Genomic DNA, 19,333 nt, shown 5'->3' on the forward strand with positions numbered 1-19,333 from the left:
GCGGTACGCTCAGTCTGGGAAGGCGAGCTTGGGCAGAAACATCACGATCTGCGGATATTCCGTGATGATGAACACGGCGGCGAGCAGCAGGACAAAGAAAGGGAATGCCGCCCGGGCGACGGTCAAGGTATCGCGCCCGCTCATGTTCTGGAGCACGAACAAGTTAAAGCCGACCGGCGGCGTGATCTGAGCCATCTCGACGTGAATGATGAGGTAAACGCCGAACCAGACCAGGTCGAGGCCGGCCTGCTTGACCATCGGCAGCACGATCACGGCGGTCAGAACGATCATCGAGATGCCATCGATCAGGCATCCCAGGATGATGTACATGATGCTCAGATACAGCGCGAGCATGCCCGGCGTGAGCTGTTGGCCCTGGACCCAGGTGGCGAGTGCCGCCGGAATGCCGGTATAGGCCATCGCTGCGGTCGTGTAGGCAGCGCCTGCCAGGATCAGCATGATCATGCAGGTCAGGCGCGTCGCGCTCATGATGCTCTCGAGGAAGTTCTTGCGTGTGAGCGTGCGGCTCCACCAAGCCAACAGCAGCGCGCCGGAAACGCCCCAGGCGGCACATTCGGTTGCGGTCGCAAAGCCGAGTACGAGCGAGAGAAAGACCGCCAGGATCAGCAATAGGCAGGGTGCAAGCCTGGCCGACTCGCGCAGCTTCTGGCGAAACGACATCGGCGGGTCGCGCGGCGGAATCTTCTTCGGATTGAGCAGCGACCAGATGATGATGTAGCCGGAATAGAGCACCATCACGAGCACGCCCGGCAGAAAACCGCCCAGGAAGACCTGAAGCACGGAGACATTCGCCGTGACCGCATAGACCACCATCGGGATCGACGGCGGGATCAGGAGTCCCAGCGTGCCGGAGCCCGCCAGCGAGCCGAGACTGAGGCCCTTGTCGTAGCCACGCTTGTCGAGCTCAGGCAGCGCGATCTTGCCGATGGTCGCACAGGTCGCCGCCGACGAGCCCGACACCGCCGCGAAGATGCCGCAGCCGATCACGTTGACATGAGTCAGGCGCCCGGGCAGCCACTGAACCCAGGGCGACAGGCCTCGGAACATTTCTTCCGACAATTTGGTGCGGAAGAGTATCTCGCCCATCCAGATGAACAGCGGCAGCGCGGCCAGTGTCCACGACGAACTGGCGCTCCATGTCGTGGTGGCGAGCACCGCGCCGAGCGGCAGACTCGTCGTCAGCGCCATCGCCACGAATCCGACGAGGCCGAGCGAGACCGCGATCCAGACGCCGCTTCCCAGCAGCAGGATCATGACGCCGAGCAGGACGAACGACAGCTCGATCATGCCGAGATTGGCCATCGTCAACCTCCGCCGCCCTGCGAGATGCGCTCGATGAATTCGTCCGGGGTCTCGTCCGGCGAGCCCTTCTCGTAGCTCGGCCGGTTGCCGCCGGCGACACCGACCATTTCATCAATGAGCGCGATCGACAGGATCACAAGACCGCCGGCAAATCCGAGCTGCGGAATCCAGAGCGGAAGCGCGACGACGCCCTGCGCCACGTCGTTGAAGCGCCAGGAATCGTAGGTCATCTGCACGGCATGCCAGGTGAAATAGAGAACGAAGGCGGTGGCAATGCCGAGCGCCACCACCTCCGCAACCTGCTTGGTGCGCCCGTGCAGACGCTCCAGCAGCAGGCCGACGCGGATCATCTCTCCGCGCTTGAAGGTGTGTGCGAGGCCGAGGAATGCCATCGCGGCCATGCACCAGGAGGCGAAATCATCGCCGGCGGGAATGTTGACCGCAAACTGGCGCCCGACCGACATGATCATCATGATTGCAAAGATCGCAACCATGAAGGCGCCGGCGGCGTAGCCCGCACCGAGATAAAGGAGATCCAGCGCGCGTCGCACCGGTCCCCGGCTCGTTACATCGTTCCCTGCCAACGCGATCCTCATCCTCACACGAGGCGATTCAAACGGTCCCGGCGATCGCACGTCCTGTGCCGGTCCTGCATGGATATCGCCCCTGCCCAGCGCCTGTCTTTCAGACGTTAGATCAACATGATGGCGTCCACGTAAGCAAGGAGTATGCCGGCCTGTGCCCGAATTTCCACCGCAGGTTCAGCGAGTCTCCAGCCGCAGCCCGTCATAGGCCGGCACCACACCCGCGGGCAGCGACTGCCGGATCACTTCGTAGTCGACGTCGGCGGTCATGTTGGTAATGACGGCGCGCTTCGGCTTGAAGCGGTCGATCCAGGACAACGCGTCGTTGATGCTGAAATGGCTGACATGGCTGGTGTAGCGCAGGCCGTCGACGATCCAGAGGTCCAGATTTTCCAGTGCGCCCCAGCTCTCGCGCGGGATGTCGTTGAGGTCCGGCGTGTAGGCGGCATCGCCGATGCGATAGCCTAGCGCAGGAATGTGGCCGTGCTGCACCAGGAAGGCCGTCATCGTCACCGCGCCGCCCTTCCCCAGGATGATCTGGCTTTCACCGGCCTCGATCGAATGCGCCGTCAGGATCGGCGGATAGTCGCTGCCCGCCGGCGAGACGAAGCAATAGGAGAACCGCGACATGATGTCGTTCGCAGTCGTCTGATTGAGATAGGTCGGAATCCGCCGGCGCATATGCATCACGACCGAACGCAGATCGTCCATGCCGTGGGTCTGGTCGGCGTGCTCGTGAGTCAGGAACACCGCGTCGATGTGGTCGACATTGGTCGAGAGTAATTGCTCGCGCAGGTCCGGCGAGGTGTCGATCACGATGCGCGTGGTGCCGTCGCCCGATGTCTGCTCGACCAGCAGCGAACAGCGGCGGCGGCGGTTCTTGGGATTGTTGGGATCGCAGGCGCCCCAGCCGAGCGCCGGGCGCGGCACGCCGGCGGAGGAGCCGCAGCCCAGAATCGTCAACGTCAGCGTCATGCGGCTCCCAGTTCTAAGCTTTCACCCTGGAAAACAGGCGAAAGAAGTTTTCGCTTGTCTGGCGCGAGATCTCGTCAAACGATACGCCGCGGGTTTCGGCGAGCACTTTTGCGACCTCGACCACATAGGCCGGTTCGTTGCGTTTGCCCCGGAACTTGCCGGGCGCAAGGTAGGGCGAGTCTGTTTCAACCAGAATACGGTCGGACGGCAGTTCGGCTGCGAGCGCGCGCAACGCCTCCGACTTCTTGAAGGTCAGGATGCCCGTGAAACCGATATAGAGCCCGAGCGACACGGCTTTCAACGCCAGCTCGCGTCCGCCCGTGTAACAATGCAACACGGCGCGAAACGAATCCCTTCGCCGCCTCCTCTTCCAGGATGCGGCCGCAATCCTCGTCCGCCTCGCGGGTGTGGATCACCAGCGGCAAGCCGGTGACGCGGGCGGCGGCGATGTGAGCACGAAAGCCCCTCGCCTGCGCCTCCGGCGAACCGTCGTCGTAGAAATAGTCGAGCCCGGCTTCGCCGAGTGCAACGACCTTCGGATGCTGCGTCAGCGCGATGAGCTCGTCCGGCGCGATGCCGTCTTCCTCATCCGCGTTGTGCGGATGGGTGCCGACCGAGCAATAGACGTCGTCATAGCGCTCGGCGATGGCGAGAAGCTGGTTCAGCTTTCGCACCCGCGTCGAGATTGTGACCATGCGGCCGATGCCGGCCGCTCGCGCGCGCGACACGATCCCGTCGAGATCTTTGGCAAAGTCCGGAAAATCCAGATGGCAGTGACTATCGACCAGCATGGTGCGAACGCCTTCAGGCTGCCGGCTCGATGTAGCGCGGGAAGGCAGGCGTCGGCGCGGGGGCAGCGTCGAGCCTGGCGCGATGCGGCTGGCGCCGCCGAGCGCGGCGAAGTTGCGCTCCCCTTCGGGGATACCGAGGCTGTCGAGCAGCAATCCCGAGGCCGTCGGCATCACCGGCTGGGCCAGGATCGCGATCTGGCGCACGACTTCGGCGGTGACGTAGAGTACCGTCCTTTGCCTGACAGGATCGGTCTTGGCCAGCGCCCACGGCGCTTCGCCCGCGAAATAGCGGTTGGCTTCCGCCACCACGGCCCACACGGTGTTGAGCCAGTGATGGATCTGCTGACCCGCCATCGCTTCGCGCGACGCAGCGAGCATGCCGTCGGCTTGTGACAGAATCGCCTTGTCGTTGTCGCTGAACTCGCCGGGTTCCGGCAGCACGCCGCCGAGTTGCTTGGCGATCATCGACAGCGAGCGCTGCGCGAGGTTGCCGAGATCGTTGGCGAGATCGGCATTGATGCGCGCGACGATGGCCTCGTGATTGTAATTGCCGTCCTGTCCGAACGGCACCTCGCGCAGGAAGAAATAGCGCATCTGGTCGACGCCGTACTGGTCGGCGAGGTTGAAAGGGTCGACCACGTTGCCGACCGACTTCGACATCTTCTCACCCCTGTTGAACAGGAAGCCGTGCGCATAGACCCGCTTCTGCACGGGAATGCCGGCCGACATCAGGAACGCGGGCCAGTACACCGCGTGGAAGCGGATGATGTCCTTGCCGATGATGTGCACGTCGGCAGGCCAGTAGCGCCAGTTCTTATCGCTTTCGTCGGGGAAGCCGACACCGGTGATGTAGTTGGTGAGCGCGTCGACCCAGACATACATCACGTGCTCTTCGTCACCGGGCACCTTGACGCCCCAGTCGAACGTGGTGCGCGAGATCGAGAGATCGCGCAGGCCGCCTTTGACGAAGCTCACCACCTCGTTCTTGCGGGAGTCAGGCCCGATGAAATCGGGACGATCCGCGTAGAGTTTGAGCAGCTTGTCCTGATAGGACGACAGGACGGAAGAAGTAGCTCTTCTCCTCGACCCATTCGACCGGCGTGCCCTGCGGTCCGAGCCGCACGCCGTCATCGTTCAGGCGCGTCTCGTCCTCGGCGTAATAGGCTTCGTCGCGCACGGAGTACCAGCCGGCATAGGTGTCGGCATAGATGTCGCCGTTCGCTTCCATGCGCCGCCAGATCTCCTGGCTGGAGCGATGATGCTGCGCCTCGGTGGTGCGGATGAAGCGGTCGAACGACACGTTCAGGCGTTCGTCCATCTCCTTGAAACGGGCGGCATTGCGGGTGGCGAGCTCCGAGGCGGACATTTTTTCACTGGCCGCTGTCTGAACCATCTTCTGGCCGTGCTCGTCGGTGCCGGTCAAGAAAAACACATCCTTGCCGTCGAGCCGGGCGAAGCGCGCCAGCGTGTCGGTGGCGATCGCCTCATAGGCGTGCCCGATATGCGGATGGCCGTTGGGATAGGCGATCGCGGTCGTGATGTAGAAGACGTTGTCGCGCGCGGGGGCGGCCACGGGCGTGGTGGCCTGCGGCGCTGCGATGGGCTTCGGCGCGCGCGCCGCCTTGGGTTTGGCAACTTTCGGCGGCGTGGCGATGGGAGCCAGTGCTGCGATCGCGGGAGAAGCAGTCACCCTCGCGCTCTTCATCACCTGCTTCGCTGAAGCCTTGTTTTTCGAAGGAGCCTTGTTTTTTGCAGGAGTCTTGTTTTTTGAAGGAGTCTTGTTTTTCGAACTAGCCTTGGTTCTTGAAGGAGTCTTGGCTGGCTTTTTGGCTGCTTTCTTTACCGCCTTCTTGGCAACGGCCTGCTTCTTCGCAACCCTCTTGCCGGCTTTCTTTGCCGTCTTCGCAGCGCTCTTCTTCATGCCCTTCTTGGCGACCGTCTTTTTGGTCTTAGCGGCTTTCTTGACCTTCTTGGCAGCTTTGCGCGCGAGCGCCTTTACAACCTTCTTCGCGGCCTTCTTCTTGCTGCTCTTGCCTTTAGCGGTTTTCTTAGCTCGCGCTGCCACGACGAATTCCTTTACCGGCTTCTCGAAATTTGGAAACGAACCTGCGCCTAGCGCGTTGCGTCCGCCAGCCAGCCGAATACCGAGAAAACCAAGGGCTTTCGCTCCAGATTGTAGGTTTCGGTGTCACGCGCGGCGCGGACGATCTTTTCCCATACCTCAGCTAGGCGCGCAAGGCGCGGCAGGTTCTGGTTGGCATTGGCTTCGTCGGCGTGCAGGCGTTCCGCGATCCAGCGATCGATGCCGTCGATGAAGGCGGCAAGCGCAACCCGGTCGCTGGTGCCAAGCGAATCGCCGAGCGTGTGCAATTCGCGCGGATCGACCTGCGGCAGTCGTGCAAGCAGCGCGGCCGTTCGTTGCTGGAGCTTCAGGGCATCACCGCCGAGCAGCGTCAGCGCCCGCGCGACGCTGCCCTCGGAGGCTTCTGCCGCCTCGCGCAACGCCGGATCGCTCGGGTCGAGATCGGCGGTGGCGGCGGCTGCACCGATCACATCGTCCGTTGCGAGCGGGCGCAGGCGCAGCTTGCGGCAGCGCGACTGGATCGTTGCGAGGACGCGGGCCGGCGCGTGGCTCACCAGGAGGAACAGCGATTGCTGCGGCGGTTCCTCGAGAATTTTCAGCAGCGCGTTGGCGGCATTCGGATTGAGCTCGTCGACGGTGTCGACGATGCAGACGCGCCAGCCTTCGGCCGCCGCGGTCGAGCCGAAGAAGCCGATCGTCTCGCGAGTCTCGTCCACGGTGATCACGGTGCGCATCACGCCGCGGTCGTTGGCGGTGCGCTCCAATGTCAGCAAGCCACCATGCGAGCTCGCCGCAACCTGCCGCGCCACGGCGTTATCAGGATTGATCGCGAGATCTTCGGCGCGTTGCACGGAAGGCGCCAACGGCTGGCCGTGAGTGAGCACGAAGCGCGCCATCCGATACGCCAGCGTCGCCTTGCCGATGCCTTGTGGCCCGCCGATCAGCCAGGCATGCGGGATGCGCCCGCTGCGATAGGCGGCAAGCAGCGCGGTCTCGGCCTCGCGATGGCCGAACAGAAGACTCGTCTCGCGCGGATGAGGAATGGCGGATTCGCGCTCGGTCTGACGCGGGCTCATAGGGACACCACCGATGCCGGCGTCGGAAGCAGACGATCCCGCAGCGCGGTCCAGACGCGTCCGGCAACCGTATCGGGATCGGAATTGGCGTCGATCAGCACGCAGCGCGCGGGATCGTCCGCCGCGATCTTGCGATAGGCCTCGCGCAGCCCTTGATGGAAACCGAGTTTCTCGGCCTCGAACCTGTCGGGCGTGCCGCTGCCGCGGCGTGCGGCCGCGCGCTGCAAGCCGATCTCGACCGGCAGGTCGAGGATGATGGTGAGGTCCGGCTTGAGATCGCCGATCGTGACCCGCTGCATCGCGTTGATCAGCGCCGTCGGCACGCGGCCGAGGCTGCCTTGATAGGCCCGCGTCGAGTCGGCGAAGCGGTCGCACAGCACCCAGGTGCCCTGGTTGAGCGCGGGCTGGATCACGGTGCGGACATGGTCGTCGCGGGCAGCCGCGAACAGCAGCGTCTCGGCCTCGGGTCCCAGCAGCTTGCCCATGCCGGACAGCACCAGATGGCGCATGATCTCGGCGCCCGGCGAGCCGCCCGGCTCGCGCGTGACGAGGATGCGCATCCTTGCCGCCTTGAGACGATCGGCGAGCTTCTTGATCTGGGTCGACTTGCCCGTCCCCTCGCCGCCTTCAAAGGTGACGAAGCGTCCGCGTCCGGACGGCCACTTTACCGCGCTTTCACTCATGATCAGAGCTTCTCGGCGCCCGCGCGGAACATGCCGATCACGAGCTCGCTGGCGCCGTCGATTGCACGCCGCATGGTCGAGCCGGTGCCGATCGCGTCAGCGGCATAGACCGGCGTCTCCACCGCGATATTGCCGCTGCGCCAGACCCTGATCACGCCGACCTTCTGACCCGCCTCGATCGGCGCGCGCACCGGACCGCTATAGACGACACGCGCGATCAGCTTGTCGCCGCCGTTCTTGTGCACCATCACTTGCACGGGCGACTTGGCGACCAGTTTCACCGAGCGGCTCTCGCCGCCGAACACCTTGGCGTAGCCGACTGGCTGATCGGCCGCCATCAGTGTGCGGGTCTCGAAATTGCGGAAACCCCATTCCAGCATCTTCTTGGCTTCCGTGGCGCGATCTTCAGCGTCTTCCAGCCCGTTGATGACAACGATCAGCCGCGTGCCGTTCTGCACTGCCGAGCCGACCATGCCGTAGCCGCCTTCCTTGGTGTAGCCGGTCTTCAGACCGTCAGCGCCTTCCATGGAATTGAGCAACGGATTGCGGTTGGGCTGGCGGATCTTGTTCCAAGTGTACTCCTTCTCGCCGAACAGTTGGTAGAATTCGGGGAAGTCGAGAATGATGTGCCGGGCGAGGATGCCGAGCTCGCGCACCGTCATCTTGTTGCCGGGGTCGGGCAAGCCGTTGGAATTGCCGAAGGTCGACTTCGTCAGACCAAGCTCGCGGGCGCGCTTGGTCATGAAGTCGGCGGCAAAGATACGCTCATTGCCGGCGATGCCTTCGGCCAGCGCAATGCAGGCGTCGTTGCCGCTCTGGATGATCGCGCCGTGCAGGAGGTCGTCGACGGAGACCTTGCTGTTGATGGCGGCGAACATGGTCGAGCCGCCGGAGGGCGCCCCACCCTTGCGCCAGGCATTCTCGCTGATCCGGTATTCGTCGGTCAGCTTGACGTCGCCCTTCTTGATGGCGTTGAAGACGACTTCCGCCGTCATCAGCTTCATCATGCTGGAGGGCGCGCGCAGTTCGTCGGCGTTCTTCTCGAACAGCACGCTGCCGCTGGAGGCTTCGATCAGGATCGCGGTCGGGGCGTCGCCGTCGAAGCCGGAGTCTTCCGACTTCTTGGCGCCCTGGACGCTCTGGTTGGCGGCGTAAAGCGCCCCGCCCCAGCCAATGCCCGCCACCACAGCCGCAGCGATCAGACCGCGCGCCAGCGCTCCGGCGCTGAACCGGGTGCGAGCAAACGAAAAAAGACGAAATGCCATGGCCAAGCCCTGAGAGCGGCGTTTTTAACAGCTGGAATCGGTGCGAACAACACGAGGCCGGTCGCGTGTCCCGAGATTGCACGATTCTTGTCGCGCCCCTATCGTGGCACCTCAGATTTTCTGACCAAACCCCTGAAACGAGGCGGAAAAGCGATGTCCTCCACCCGCGTGATCAAGGCCAACGGGATAGACCTGTTCATCCGCGAAGCCGGTCAGGGTCCACTGGTGGTGCTGTGCCACGGCTGGCCGGAACTCTCCTACTCCTGGCGCCACCAGATCGCGGCACTGGAGGAGGCCGGGTTTCACGTCGTCGCTCCCGACATGCGAGGCTATGGCCAAAGCTCAGCGCCGGCTGACGTCGCCGCCTATTCTATCTTCGACACGGTCGGCGACGTCGTCGGTCTCGTGCAGGCACTCGGCGAGAGCAAGGCCATGGTGGTCGGCCACGACTGGGGTGCACCGGTGGCCTGGCACGCGGCGCTGTTCCGGCCGGACATCTTCACGGCGGTCGCAGGCTTGAGCGTGCCGCCACCGTTCCGCGGCCGCGGCAAGCCGCTCGACCTTCTGCGCCAGGGCGGCGTCACCAATTTCTATTGGCAGTATTTCCAGGCGCCCGGCGTGGCCGAGGCCGAGTTCGAGCACGACGTCGCGCGCACCATGCGCGTCGTGCTCGGCGGGCGCGGCCTTGCCGATCCCTCCGGGGCCATGTTCGTGCAGGAGGGTACGGGCTTTCTCGGCCATACGACCGCCGAAGAGCCGCTGCCGGACTGGCTCAGCGTGGCGGACCTCGCCTTTTTCACCGAAGCCTTCCGCAAGTCCGGCTTTCGCGGCGGGTTGAATTGGTATCGCAACCTCGATCGCAATTGGGAGCTGACGGCGCCGTGGCAGAATGCGCAGATCCACCAGCCCTCGCTCTTCATTGCCGGTTCGAAAGACGCCGTCATCACCGGCCTGATCGGAGCCAAGCGCGTCAACGAGCTCGAGCGCGTGCTGCCCAATCTGACGCAAAAGCTGATCATCAAGGGCGCCGGCCATTGGGTCCAGCAGGAGCGGCCCGACGAGGTCAACGCGGCGCTGGTCGGGTTCTTGAAGGAAAGCGCGGCCTAGGGTCTGTTGGGATTCAGGATTCTCATCGGGGCTTGGTTGTGATTCAAGCTTGGGATGGACCGATTCGTTTTGACTGACGCCCAATGGGCGAAGATGGAGCCGCATTGTCTTGGCAAGCCGGGAGATCCGGGCCGCAGCGGCAAGGACAACCGACTGTTTGTCGAGGCCGTTCTGTGGATCGCCCGAACCGGCAGTCCCTGGCGGGATCTGCCGGCGATGTTCGGCCACTGGAATAGCACATTCACGCGCTTTCGCGACTGGGTGAAGGCGGATGTCTGGAAGCGGCTGTTCGAGGCCATCTCCGACGATCCCGACATGGAATACGCCATGGTCGACGCCACCATCGTCAAGGTCCACCGCCACGGTCAGGGCGCAAAAGGGGGACGCAAAGCCAGGCGATCGGCCGCTCGAAAGGCGGCATGACCACCAAAATTCTGGCGCTCACCGATGCGCTCGGCAATCTCGTGCGCTTCGTGCTCCTGCCGGGACAGCGTTTCGATACGGTGGGCGTGCCGCCGCTCATCGAGGGATTGGCCTTCAACGCGCTGATCGCTGATAAGGCCTTCGATAGCAACGCCATCATCGCCGAGCTCGAAGCGCGTGGCGCCAAAGTCGTCATCTCCCAGCATCCGCGCCGTGCACAGCCTCTCGCCATCGACAAGGAGATGTACAAATGGCGGCATCTCATCGAGAACTTCTTCGGCAAGCTCAAGGAATTCAAGCGCATCGCAATGCGCGCCGACAAGACCGACCAGAGCTTCACTTCAATGATCTATCTGGCCGCGGCCGCGATAAACTCCAGATGAATCCCAACAGACCCTAGTAGAGGCCGCGGCCACTCAGGATGCTGCGCGCCTCGGCGGCACCGTCAGGCGCGCTCTCGGTGGCGTAGCGGCCGTCCCCGTCATAGGACACGGCGCGCGCGTTCTGGAGCGCCCGGCCCCGGTTGCGGCTCGAAGCCGACATTTCCGAGGTCGCACTGAGTGAAGCCATGTCGGCGGAGGTGTTGCCGAGATTGTAGGGTCGTCCCTCCGGCGTCGGAACCTCGCCGCGAATGGCGCCGCGGTTCGACGACGGCAGCTCCGGTACGAAGGGCCTCGCGGAGGCGACCCGGACCATCGAGGGTGACGGCGCCGGGATCCCGGTCCGCAGGGTGGCCATCAGCTGGCGGTCATCGGAGCCTTCGAGCGGCGCCCGGCCGACATATTCGACACGGACCTTGGCGACGCCATTGCCTTTGAATTCAAGGAGTTCAGCGGCTTTGTTCGAGACGTCGATGAGCCGGTTGCCGTGATAGGGCCCGCGGTCATTGACGCGGACGATCAGCGACTTGCCGTTCGAGACGTTGGGTGACCCGCGCATAGGACGGCATCGGCAGGGTCGGATGCGCCGCGGTCAGCGAGCCCATGTCGAATACCTCGCCATTGGCGGTCAGGCGGCCGTGGAAATCGTCGCCGTACCAGGACGCCATGCCCTCGGCGCGGTAGTTGACGTCCTCCTCGGGCACATAGGTCCGGCCGCCCACCACATAGGGCTTGCCGACGCGGTAAGTGCCACCGCCCTTCGGGACCGGGTCACCCAAAGCCACGACCCGAGGGCTCGAGGACACGCCGTATTTCGGATCGACGCGGCTGGCGAATTTGTTGGAGGAGGCGCAATTGGCAAGCGCGAGGCACGCCGCGGCCGCCGCAACAGCTCGCGCGGCCCGCAAAACCGAATCTGACCGTCGGATCCCCATTCGCCCCAAATACCATTTCGCCGGACGCGTACCCAACCCGCTTAGGCTACGGGGAAGCGCTGTCCGGTCCTTTAATCCGAGGCGGCCCACCACCGCGCCGGAAGTGGTAACGATAACGCAACCCGAACACGGCGGAAATGGGGAGCCCCACAGCGTTCACGCCGGGATGGTAAACGGGGCGTTTGCTTCTCCCCGCTGAAGTACGGGTCGGGGTCACCCTGCTCTGTGCCACCGCCGGACATTCTGTTGCGCCAAATCCTCACTCCACCCCCATTGTCGGGCCGCTCACTGGAATTCTTTTGACTGTGCAAGGCCGCCCGCGTTTTCTCGCGTGCAGGGCGGAATGGAATTAGACGATGATCGAGACGGTTTCGGCACTGATGGGTTTGGTAAGCGCGGGGATATTCTTGGCCCATGCGTTTGAAGGTTACCGCACGAGGGCCTGAGGCACTCGCGCGGGCGGCAAGCATCACCTCTTTCAAGACGGCCCGTTCGGACAATCTTAATCGATCCGATCGAGCATCGAAGACAAGAGCGACAGGTGTCCCATGCGCAACCATGACCTCGTATCCGATAGTTTCCTGGCATTGACCGCCGGCGGTTTGGTCCTGCTCTGCTCGAGCCTCGTGGCATTGGCCTTCGGCTGAGCACGACCACCACTTTCCTTTTTATAACCACGACTACACCGCGATGCAGCACGCGATCTGTTTTGGATTGCCCTGCTCCCGTTTTAGCGTAGCCCAAACAGCGAGCGGCGATAGAGGCTGTCGCGGGCCTCGTTCAGGCAAACGAAGCTGCCGTCATAACCCTGGCCGTACTGCTTCTGACGCCTGCCGTAGTAGACGCCTTTGCTGAAATCGAGCCAGACGACCTGGTCATGCGGGCAATGACGCTGCGCCTGCGCCTCGTAGCGAAACGGCGTCAGCGGCGTCGCCGACGCCTCAGCGCCGCTACAGCCAACCAGGATCGCAGCAGCGAGCGCGATCGCGCCGGGCCACTTGCCGAAGCCGCTCCAAGACACTTCCCGCCTCCCGCTCGGCACGGTAGCGCGAAACGGCACGGTGCCCGGAAGCGAGCCGGAATGGCTCGGCCACGTCAATGCGAGCGTCCTCAAGATCAAGCTCGCCATGGCCGTCATCCGCATCTCCTCGATCGCGCTGCTGAGCACCTTCATCGAGGCCGGCAATCTCGAAGGCCGGCTTCTTTCACTTGTCAGCTTCAAGCTGCTGCAACGCCTGATGCAAGCATTCCTGAAGCCTGGCCGCGACCTGCTCGCGGACTACGCCCCTGGCCGCAAGATCGCCTGACACCTTGTCGAGGATCTCGTCCATCGTCTGGCTTTCCAGATGGTCCGTCACCAACGCCGTCGCATAGCTGGCCGCGGCATCGCCGCTAAGGCCAAGCTGGCTTGCGGCCCAGAGCCCGAGCAGCTTGTTGGACCGGGCCGTGGCCTTGAACATGAGCTCCTCGTCGTGGACGAATTTGGTCTCGAAGCCCTGCTCGCGCTTGTCGAACGTGGTCATGATCAGCTCCATTCTCGCTTTGGCTGATGGGATCGGACTGGCTGGAAGCGAACGTCTCCGTGGTTCATGTCAGTTACCGATCATTGAAGCTTCCGGCGGAAGACAAATGCCGTCAAGCCCGCCCGGGCCGCGCCGCAGACCGGGCGCATGCACCGGCACGCACCAGCTCTACGCCAGCCAACCCGGCTAGGCAGAGATGTTTTAACCATTCATTAAGCAGACTCAGCGCCGCATGGTCCCGGGACATCGAGAGCTGACGCATGAACAAAGAGTTGCGGGAGTTTCGACGGCTTGAACGGGTTTGCTTGGAGCAGGCAGCCCTCTCCACCATGGACCTCGCGCGAAGCGGGTTGCTCAAGGTCGCGGACGATTGTCGCGTCGCAGCCGAAGCGATCGAGGCGCAATCGCCACGGAAACCTTTCGCAAGCGCCGTTCAAGCACTGAAGCAGGCGTTGAGCGTGACGCGCGTCCCCCACCGGCACTGAGGCCGGCGCTCGGGGCAGAGACGTCTTTGGCGTGGCGGCCGCGTTCGGTCAGCCCTTCGCCCCCGTCTGTTCACGTGCCAGCCGTTCGGCCCTCAGCCGTTCCTTGTTGGCATAAAACGCCTTCTGCGCCTCTTCATGATCGCGCATGGCCTTTTCGGCCTCGATCCGGCGTGTGGCATCGCGCGCTTGGCGCTGTTCAGGGGTCAAAGGTTTGCGTCGGTAGGAAAGGTCTTCAGTCATGCCGCGATAACGCGCAAGCGGGACAGAAGTTCCGCAAATCGAACCCGCGCGCGCCTCAGCCCTTCCGGAAAAGCAACTTCTCAAGGGCTTATCGAACGACCTCACCCGCCGAAGGTTGCTCCGATAAAAGCTCGAAAACAACCCCATGCACAGTAGCCAACCCCTTGAAATGCAATGCTTTCCAATGTCTCGTTTTTGACCCTCGGCACCGAACCGTTTGACGCGTCGGGCAAAACAGTGACATTCTGCCATCTTCGGAAATCCTGAAGATGGCCAGATCATCTCCCGTCGGGGGAGATCTCGATGTCCGCAATCACCGGCAAATGGTCTGAATAGGCCCTTGCCTCTTCATCGGTCCAAACTTTCCCGATCCGGCTGTCGGAGGTTGCATAAATCCGGTCAAGCCGCAGAAGAGGTAAATGCGACGGGAAAGTTCGCAGCCGCGTACGGTTTGGGCAGACCTGCGCGAGCACGCGCCGCACCGATTTGACCCAAAACCAGTCGTTGAAATCCCCGAGGACGACGGTCCTTTCTGGTTTCACCAGGCTCACCAGCGCCTGAGCTTGCGCATGGCGCTCGTGGATACTCAAGCCGAGATGCGTGGCCACCACGCGTACATCGCCAACCGGCGTCAGCAGCCCCGTCGCAATCGCTCTGCGCGGCTCCCGCTCACGATAGGACACGTCGACGATCTCCGGCGGGCCGGAGAATGGAAACCGGCTCAGGAGCGTCTGGCCGTATTCGCCATCCGCCGTGACGATCGACGTGGCGTGAACACGGTGATCGCCGACAACACTCGCCAGCTTCGCAAACGGATCGTCTGATCGCGATCGCGAATCCACCTCCTGAAGCGCGACGACATCGGGAGCCCATTTGCGAACGATGGAACAGATCCCCTCCAGATCGAACTTCGGATTGAGATTGAACGTGCCATGCACATTCCACGTCATGAAGCGCATCAGCGCCTCCCGGCGAGCCACGTCGCGACGAATTGCGCGCCTGCGCAGATCGCGACCCAGCTTAAGAACGCCAGTGCGAGGAGCAATATGTTGGCCCAGGACGCATTTCTGGCCAGATCTGCGATCTGAGCGCCCAGAACTGCCATGGCGAGAATCCCGGGCGTCATGCCGAGCAGGGTTCCGACCAGGAAGTCACGCAGAGGCAGCGTGCTCGCACCGGCCACGACGTTCACCACCGAGAACGGCGCTACGGGAATCATCCGGATGACAACGACAGCCAGGATTCCCTTGCCGACAACACGTTCCTGGATGCGCGCGGCACGTCGTCCGAGCAAACGCTGTAGGCGTTCGCGGCCGAGTGCCCGTCCGATCGCAAAAAGCACAAAGGCGCTGAGCAAGACGCCCGTCATGGCGGTGACGAAGCCTAGCCATGGTCCGAGTGCGGCAGCAGTTGCCGCAATGAGCACGAGAACCGGAAACACGACCAAGCCGCCCACCACGAAAACCGCGATCGCGAATGGCGGCCCCCAGATGGACTGCGCGTAGGCAGACAGGAACGTCGAAATATGCCCCGCATCGGCAAAATCGCTCAAGGACGTGTACGACCAGGCCGTCGCCAGTCCAAAAAGCGCCACGGCAATCGACACGATCCCGATGATCGTCTTCGTGCTCCACATGCGAGATGCCGCTCGCTCCAGATGAAGAGGCCGCTCAGGGTCCGCCACCGGCTGAACCATCGTGGCCAGAGTGCTGGTCAGGACCGAGAATTCCACGTCCCGCAGCGTCTTCGCCCCATCGGCTCTCGAGACATCGTCCAGGAGCGCGAAAAGACGATCTTCGTTTTGCGCTACGGCCTGTTCGTCGAGACCGCAAAAATGGGCGATCAGGCGACGGCGGACCGAAGCGATGAACTCCCGATGCTGGTCGGAGGCCGATTCGAAGATCAGGTCACATTCGCTGTCGGCGCCCATCGAGCGATTGTTCAGGTTCGCCGAGCCGATTCTCAAGATCCGATCGTCCACGACCATCAGCTTGCTGTGCACCATCACGGCTGCTTCCGCATCCCCGCTGCTTGAGACCGGGTAGACGAAGCGGATGCGATCTGCGACGCCAGCCTCGCTGAAACAGTCGATGAAGGCACCACGGCCATTCTGCATGGCCTGGGATTCCAGCCACGAGGAATGCAGCTTGGGAGCGACGACCAGAGTCCGAAGCGAAGGCACGCGCAACATCTGCTCCGCCAATTCACGCGCGATCTTGATGGCGCTGGTAAACTGGTTTTCGATATAGACAAAGCTCGTCGCCGACCGGATCGCTGCGATCAACGAGCGTTCGACCTCATTGATGCCTAGACCTGCAGGACCGATGACCTCGGTCCTGGCGATACCCACCGGTAAGTGCTCGCGGCCTCCACCGGCACATTCGCCGGCCACCGAATGCCCTGCGGCGCGCGATGATCATCAGGCTGTTGACCTGCCGCTCGCCAGCGTTGCTCTGCGAGGTCGAACAGCCACGCAGCCGCACCCCCGTCGACCATGCATTGAACATCATGAAATGGCAGGTATGGCTTGCCGTGGGGATCACAGCGCGATGCGTGCTTGGCGCGATGGTCACTCGTGTCCCAGCGCCTGATCGTCAGATCGAGCCCGCCGACGAACGCCAGTGAACCATCGACACAGACGATCTTCTGGTGTTGGGCCGAGCCAAACGGAAGCGTGGAATCCAGATGAAATCGGACGCGGCCATCTGTTGCGGCGGTGAATTTCGCTGCGGAGTTCCACTCCCTTTCCGCAGCGTAAAACGAGACGAAGTCCCAGACGAGAATGTTGATCCGCAAGGCGGGACGGCGTTGAACCAGCGCGCGCAGGAATGGGCCAAGCCGTTCCGGCAGGCCGTCATCCGCTTGTCCGGAAGCGCCGACCAGCCTGGTCTCGCTATGGATATCCCATCCGACGATGTAGACGAGATCTCGCGCCTCCAGCAGCGCGTCCCGCAGGGCCGAGAAATAAGCGGCAGCATCGTTCAGAACCGCCACGCGCCGCGCCTTGCACCGCCGCCAGACGGTGTCGCCGGGGATCAGGGTGGATGAACTCTGAAGCAGGTGGACCTCGCAATTCGCATTCGCGTCTAAACGCTCTGAACGCTCAAGGGGTTCCACGACTTCAGACCAGAGGCGCCTTCAGACCAGAGGCGACCGTTCAGCGCGTGCGGATCCCGGTGCCACAGTCGCCCATTGCCGCTATTTGGTTCGGACAGTCTTTGCGCCGGCGTCCCTCAAGATGTCTGCAATCTTCTCAGGGGCGTCGCCGTGAAAATCCACGGACACTTCAATCAGACCTCCCAATTGTTGGCGCCCCTCCGGCGCGGGCGCCGCCTTGACGTCAGCACCGGCAGGATGTGTCCCTGCCGTGTTCGCGTCGCCGGCGGACTGGACGAAGACGTCGCTTCGCTGCACGCCGCATTCCTGCACGACATGCTCAACCGCAAGCTCCGCGCTGCGGCGCGTTTCGAATTCTCCAATGATCGTACTTTCCAAGGGCGTGCTCCGTGGCTGGACGAGAGTGCGAACAACAGGCCAGCAAGGACCAGGTTCCTGTGGCGAGAGCTGCACCTCACCTCCGGGTTCAGGGCCGGACGATCCCGAACAGGACAAGCAGCGCGACAGTGATCACGCCGGAGATCAGCAGCGAGCCGAGACACCCCAATCGGTTGGAGAAAATGAAGAACATGCGTTGCCCGGTGTGAAACTCCTGCCGGGCTAATTTCTCAAATTCGATCGCGTTCCGGATGCTCGTCGCTGCACTTTATTAGCAAGGCAGCATAAACGACAGACGGCAGCTGATGAGCCGGAATGACATCGCCATGCTCTCGGCCCCCGCCGAAGCCGCGCCCCCCTGGTGCGTTCAGCTCCCTTTGGGAGTGGTCCTCGACGGCGACTCGCCAAGGCCGGGATTGATGGCGAGCGAGGCTCCGGCGGCGCCGCCGGCTTCATAGGCCGTCATCGACACCATCCGGCTGCTGCTGCGCTGGGTCCGGATCTTCAGGTCGAGCTTGTCGAATTCTGCATCGACCACCGAGGTCTTGAGAACGACCAGCCCGCGGCCGGTGCTTTCATTGACCTGATCGCGACTGGCCTTGATCGCCAGCAGCCGGTCCGCGATTGACGCCACCATCCCGAGCGCGAAGGAGGCATTGGCCAGATGCCGCTCCTGGTGCCGGAAGCGGGCGTAGTCGACCGAGGTCTTGAAGCGGCCAAGTTCGGCGCGCACGGCGCCGTCGATCAATTCGGCCAGATAATGCGCGACCTCGACATCCGCGCCGAGACCGAACAACACAAACCTGCTCTCGCCGGACGCGTTCTTCTCGCGCCAGACCCGACAATCGCAGAAATGAGCGATCGCGCCGATGCAGTCGTCCAGCGGAATTCGCTTCTTGCGATGGGTCTCGTAGACCCTCCGTTCGCACGGCGACGCACGCAGTTCGACATCGGAGAGCGACAGATCGTGGCGATCCAACAGTTCGGCGACCTTGGCGGCCGCAGACAGCGCCTCGTCCTCGGTGCAACCATTGGCGATCGTCTTGGCGCGCAACGCCTGAATACGGAGCTTCAGCTTGTCGAGCGCGGCCGGATTGAACGTCTGATTCACCGATCACCTGCCCGGGAAAGCCCAACCGACAGACCTCGGCCGGATCGTACTGGCGGAAGGGGTGGGTCTGCCTAAAGACATTGATCCGATTACGAAAATAACGGTCACCTAACGATGCACCGTAGCACTGATCCGTGGCAACGATTGCTGGCTTGATCAAGGTGCGGCGAAGAGCACGCGGGAGGCTACGCCAAGTCGATCAGGCTCAGAGTGCTCGTGAAGCGACAGGTGAGGACTTTTGTTCTTCAGTATCTGTCTAATCTCCGAAGTGCCGTATGTGATGACCTGCAGGAAGTTGCTCATCGACTTGCCCGACTGCTCCGCTCGCTGCTGAGCCTCCTCCACGTGGGTGGATCGTCGTGGCGTGTACTGGATCGCGAGATCGACATCTCCGAGATCAGCGTTCCCCCGACAAACGTTAATCGAAATGCCCCAGCAAAGGTTAGTCGCTTCTCCGTTGCTGGTTCATGGGCAGGCCCCGGACGCTTTGTCGGATGTACACAAGGCGTCCGGGGAATGTTTCGGTGGAGCGGCGGACGCGCCCTCCTCCCGGCGCATTGTCATCGCTTGTGATTTTAGCCCGCTCACCAAATTGTCTAACGATCGCGGTTTATATGGCTGTGGAAATCGTCACGCGATATCCGCGCCGCTCTCGACCGCACGATCGAAAATCGCAATGTCGGCGGGCCGGCCCCTATGCTGTCCTTCTTGCGCGGCAAGAACGCACTTGATGATCTTGTGCGGCTTCTGCAACACGCCGAGTTCGCTCCCAGCTTGAAGCAGGACTGGCCGGCCCAGATCATCACAGCGTCGAACACGCAAGTCGCATCGTTCACGCCGGGCTAAGCTAGGGC

Annotated in this window: 16 protein-coding genes and 4 pseudogenes; 4 read left to right on the plus strand and 16 right to left on the minus strand. The window is 62.9% G+C overall.

Features of this window, described 5'->3' with window-relative positions; genetic code table 11:
- Nucleotides 1-9 precede the first annotated feature (9 nt).
- The 8 genes and pseudogenes from ACVWW3_RS11175 to ACVWW3_RS11210 all read right to left on the minus strand — a co-directional run bounded on the left by ACVWW3_RS11175 (nucleotide 10) and on the right by ACVWW3_RS11210 (nucleotide 8,780).
- Nucleotides 10-1,323 (minus strand): TRAP transporter large permease, encoded by a 1,314-nt coding sequence (locus ACVWW3_RS11175; protein ID WP_456650033.1) that lies wholly within the window; start codon nucleotides 1,321-1,323, stop codon nucleotides 10-12.
- 2 nt (nucleotides 1,324-1,325) lie between these two features.
- A complete protein-coding gene (locus tag ACVWW3_RS11180) occupies nucleotides 1,326-1,919 on the minus strand; it encodes a TRAP transporter small permease (protein WP_456650032.1) in 594 nt (197 codons plus the stop codon).
- A gap of 165 nt (nucleotides 1,920-2,084) precedes the next feature.
- Nucleotides 2,085-2,882: an MBL fold metallo-hydrolase gene (locus tag ACVWW3_RS11185; protein WP_247445716.1), complete on the minus strand. Its 798-nt coding sequence runs from the start codon at nucleotides 2,880-2,882 to the stop codon at nucleotides 2,085-2,087.
- Between the two features lie 13 nt (nucleotides 2,883-2,895).
- Nucleotides 2,896-3,673: pseudogene (locus ACVWW3_RS11190) on the minus strand (TatD family hydrolase).
- A gap of 13 nt (nucleotides 3,674-3,686) precedes the next feature.
- Nucleotides 3,687-5,738: pseudogene (gene metG / locus ACVWW3_RS11195) on the minus strand (methionine--tRNA ligase).
- A 47-nt stretch (nucleotides 5,739-5,785) separates the two neighbouring features.
- The gene (locus tag ACVWW3_RS11200; protein ID WP_456650029.1) at nucleotides 5,786-6,832 is read right to left on the minus strand and encodes a DNA polymerase III subunit delta'; all 1,047 of its coding nucleotides are present in this window, start codon (nucleotides 6,830-6,832) and stop codon (nucleotides 5,786-5,788) included.
- A complete protein-coding gene (gene tmk / locus ACVWW3_RS11205) occupies nucleotides 6,829-7,515 on the minus strand; it encodes a dTMP kinase (RefSeq protein ID WP_247445720.1) in 687 nt (228 codons plus the stop codon). Before tmk ends, ACVWW3_RS11200 begins: the two co-directional genes overlap by 4 nt.
- A gap of 2 nt (nucleotides 7,516-7,517) precedes the next feature.
- Nucleotides 7,518-8,780 (minus strand): D-alanyl-D-alanine carboxypeptidase family protein, encoded by a 1,263-nt coding sequence (locus tag ACVWW3_RS11210; RefSeq protein ID WP_247445721.1) that lies wholly within the window; start codon nucleotides 8,778-8,780, stop codon nucleotides 7,518-7,520.
- Nucleotides 8,781-8,933: 153 nt separating this feature from the next.
- Here ACVWW3_RS11210 and ACVWW3_RS11215 point away from each other — a divergent pair, with 153 nt between their 5' ends.
- Entirely contained in the window at nucleotides 8,934-9,887 is a 954-nt protein-coding gene (locus tag ACVWW3_RS11215; protein WP_456650028.1) for an alpha/beta fold hydrolase, read from the plus strand.
- Between the two features lie 54 nt (nucleotides 9,888-9,941).
- Nucleotides 9,942-10,693, plus strand: a protein-coding gene (locus tag ACVWW3_RS11220) for an IS5 family transposase (protein ID WP_247772603.1) whose coding sequence is annotated in 2 segments (ribosomal slippage) — nucleotides 9,942-10,272 and nucleotides 10,272-10,693 — 753 coding nt in all. Because the reading frame shifts where the segments join, the coding sequence is not laid out codon by codon here.
- 13 nt (nucleotides 10,694-10,706) lie between these two features.
- Here ACVWW3_RS11220 and ACVWW3_RS11225 read toward each other — a convergent pair.
- Together ACVWW3_RS11225 and ACVWW3_RS11230 are read right to left on the minus strand one after the other, a co-directional pair.
- Nucleotides 10,707-11,358: pseudogene (locus ACVWW3_RS11225) on the minus strand (septal ring lytic transglycosylase RlpA family protein).
- Between the two features lie 997 nt (nucleotides 11,359-12,355).
- Nucleotides 12,356-12,646 (minus strand): hypothetical protein, encoded by a 291-nt coding sequence (locus ACVWW3_RS11230; RefSeq protein ID WP_247445724.1) that lies wholly within the window; start codon nucleotides 12,644-12,646, stop codon nucleotides 12,356-12,358.
- A gap of 52 nt (nucleotides 12,647-12,698) precedes the next feature.
- Between ACVWW3_RS11230 and ACVWW3_RS11235 the strand changes: the two are divergent.
- Nucleotides 12,699-12,815: pseudogene (locus ACVWW3_RS11235) on the plus strand (YqhA family protein); the annotation flags it as partial.
- A 15-nt stretch (nucleotides 12,816-12,830) separates the two neighbouring features.
- On the opposite strand, the gene ACVWW3_RS11240 reads toward ACVWW3_RS11235, so the two are convergent.
- On the minus strand, nucleotides 12,831-13,148 hold the full coding sequence (locus ACVWW3_RS11240; RefSeq protein WP_247445725.1) for a DUF1476 domain-containing protein: 318 nt from the start codon (nucleotides 13,146-13,148) through the stop codon (nucleotides 12,831-12,833).
- Between the two features lie 260 nt (nucleotides 13,149-13,408).
- On the opposite strand from ACVWW3_RS11240, the gene ACVWW3_RS11245 reads away from it, so the two are divergent.
- Complete coding sequence (locus ACVWW3_RS11245) at nucleotides 13,409-13,633, plus strand: hypothetical protein (protein WP_247353331.1); 225 nt, start codon at nucleotides 13,409-13,411, stop codon at nucleotides 13,631-13,633.
- Between the two features lie 48 nt (nucleotides 13,634-13,681).
- Here ACVWW3_RS11245 and ACVWW3_RS11250 read toward each other — a convergent pair whose 3' ends face one another.
- The 5 genes from ACVWW3_RS11250 to ACVWW3_RS11270 all read right to left on the minus strand — a co-directional run bounded on the left by ACVWW3_RS11250 (nucleotide 13,682) and on the right by ACVWW3_RS11270 (nucleotide 18,479).
- A complete protein-coding gene (locus ACVWW3_RS11250) occupies nucleotides 13,682-13,873 on the minus strand; it encodes a hypothetical protein (protein ID WP_247353488.1) in 192 nt (63 codons plus the stop codon).
- Nucleotides 13,874-14,151: 278 nt separating this feature from the next.
- Nucleotides 14,152-14,832 (minus strand): endonuclease/exonuclease/phosphatase family protein, encoded by a 681-nt coding sequence (locus tag ACVWW3_RS11255; protein WP_456650026.1) that lies wholly within the window; start codon nucleotides 14,830-14,832, stop codon nucleotides 14,152-14,154.
- The gene (locus ACVWW3_RS11260) at nucleotides 14,832-16,223 is read right to left on the minus strand and encodes a VTT domain-containing protein (RefSeq protein ID WP_456671961.1); all 1,392 of its coding nucleotides are present in this window, start codon (nucleotides 16,221-16,223) and stop codon (nucleotides 14,832-14,834) included. Before ACVWW3_RS11260 ends, ACVWW3_RS11255 begins: the two co-directional genes overlap by 1 nt.
- A complete protein-coding gene (locus ACVWW3_RS11265; protein WP_456671962.1) occupies nucleotides 16,181-16,867 on the minus strand; it encodes a hypothetical protein in 687 nt (228 codons plus the stop codon). The genes ACVWW3_RS11260 and ACVWW3_RS11265 overlap by 43 nt, the downstream gene beginning before the upstream one ends.
- 868 nt (nucleotides 16,868-17,735) lie before the next feature.
- A complete protein-coding gene (locus ACVWW3_RS11270) occupies nucleotides 17,736-18,479 on the minus strand; it encodes a DUF7168 domain-containing protein (protein ID WP_456650023.1) in 744 nt (247 codons plus the stop codon).
- Between the last annotated feature and the right edge of the window lie 854 nt (nucleotides 18,480-19,333).

This window comes from Bradyrhizobium sp. LM2.9 (assembly GCF_054056555.1).

Bases quoted from the DNA above. Each gene is read 5' to 3' on its own strand.
- ACVWW3_RS11175 (WP_456650033.1), bottom strand. From the start codon at position 1,323: ATGGCCAATCTCGGCATGATCGAGCTGTCGTTCGTCCTGCTCGGCGTC.
- ACVWW3_RS11180 (WP_456650032.1), bottom strand. From the start codon at position 1,919: ATGAGGATCGCGTTGGCAGGGAACGATGTAACGAGCCGGGGACCGGTG.
- ACVWW3_RS11185 (WP_247445716.1), bottom strand. From the start codon at position 2,882: ATGACGCTGACGTTGACGATTCTGGGCTGCGGCTCCTCCGCCGGCGTG.
- ACVWW3_RS11200 (WP_456650029.1), bottom strand. From the start codon at position 6,832: ATGAGCCCGCGTCAGACCGAGCGCGAATCCGCCATTCCTCATCCGCGC.
- tmk (WP_247445720.1), bottom strand. From the start codon at position 7,515: ATGAGTGAAAGCGCGGTAAAGTGGCCGTCCGGACGCGGACGCTTCGTC.
- ACVWW3_RS11210 (WP_247445721.1), bottom strand. From the start codon at position 8,780: ATGGCATTTCGTCTTTTTTCGTTTGCTCGCACCCGGTTCAGCGCCGGA.
- ACVWW3_RS11215 (WP_456650028.1), top strand. From the start codon at position 8,934: ATGTCCTCCACCCGCGTGATCAAGGCCAACGGGATAGACCTGTTCATC.
- ACVWW3_RS11240 (WP_247445725.1), bottom strand. From the start codon at position 13,148: ATGACCACGTTCGACAAGCGCGAGCAGGGCTTCGAGACCAAATTCGTC.
- ACVWW3_RS11245 (WP_247353331.1), top strand. From the start codon at position 13,409: ATGAACAAAGAGTTGCGGGAGTTTCGACGGCTTGAACGGGTTTGCTTG.
- ACVWW3_RS11250 (WP_247353488.1), bottom strand. From the start codon at position 13,873: ATGACTGAAGACCTTTCCTACCGACGCAAACCTTTGACCCCTGAACAG.
- ACVWW3_RS11255 (WP_456650026.1), bottom strand. From the start codon at position 14,832: ATGCGCTTCATGACGTGGAATGTGCATGGCACGTTCAATCTCAATCCG.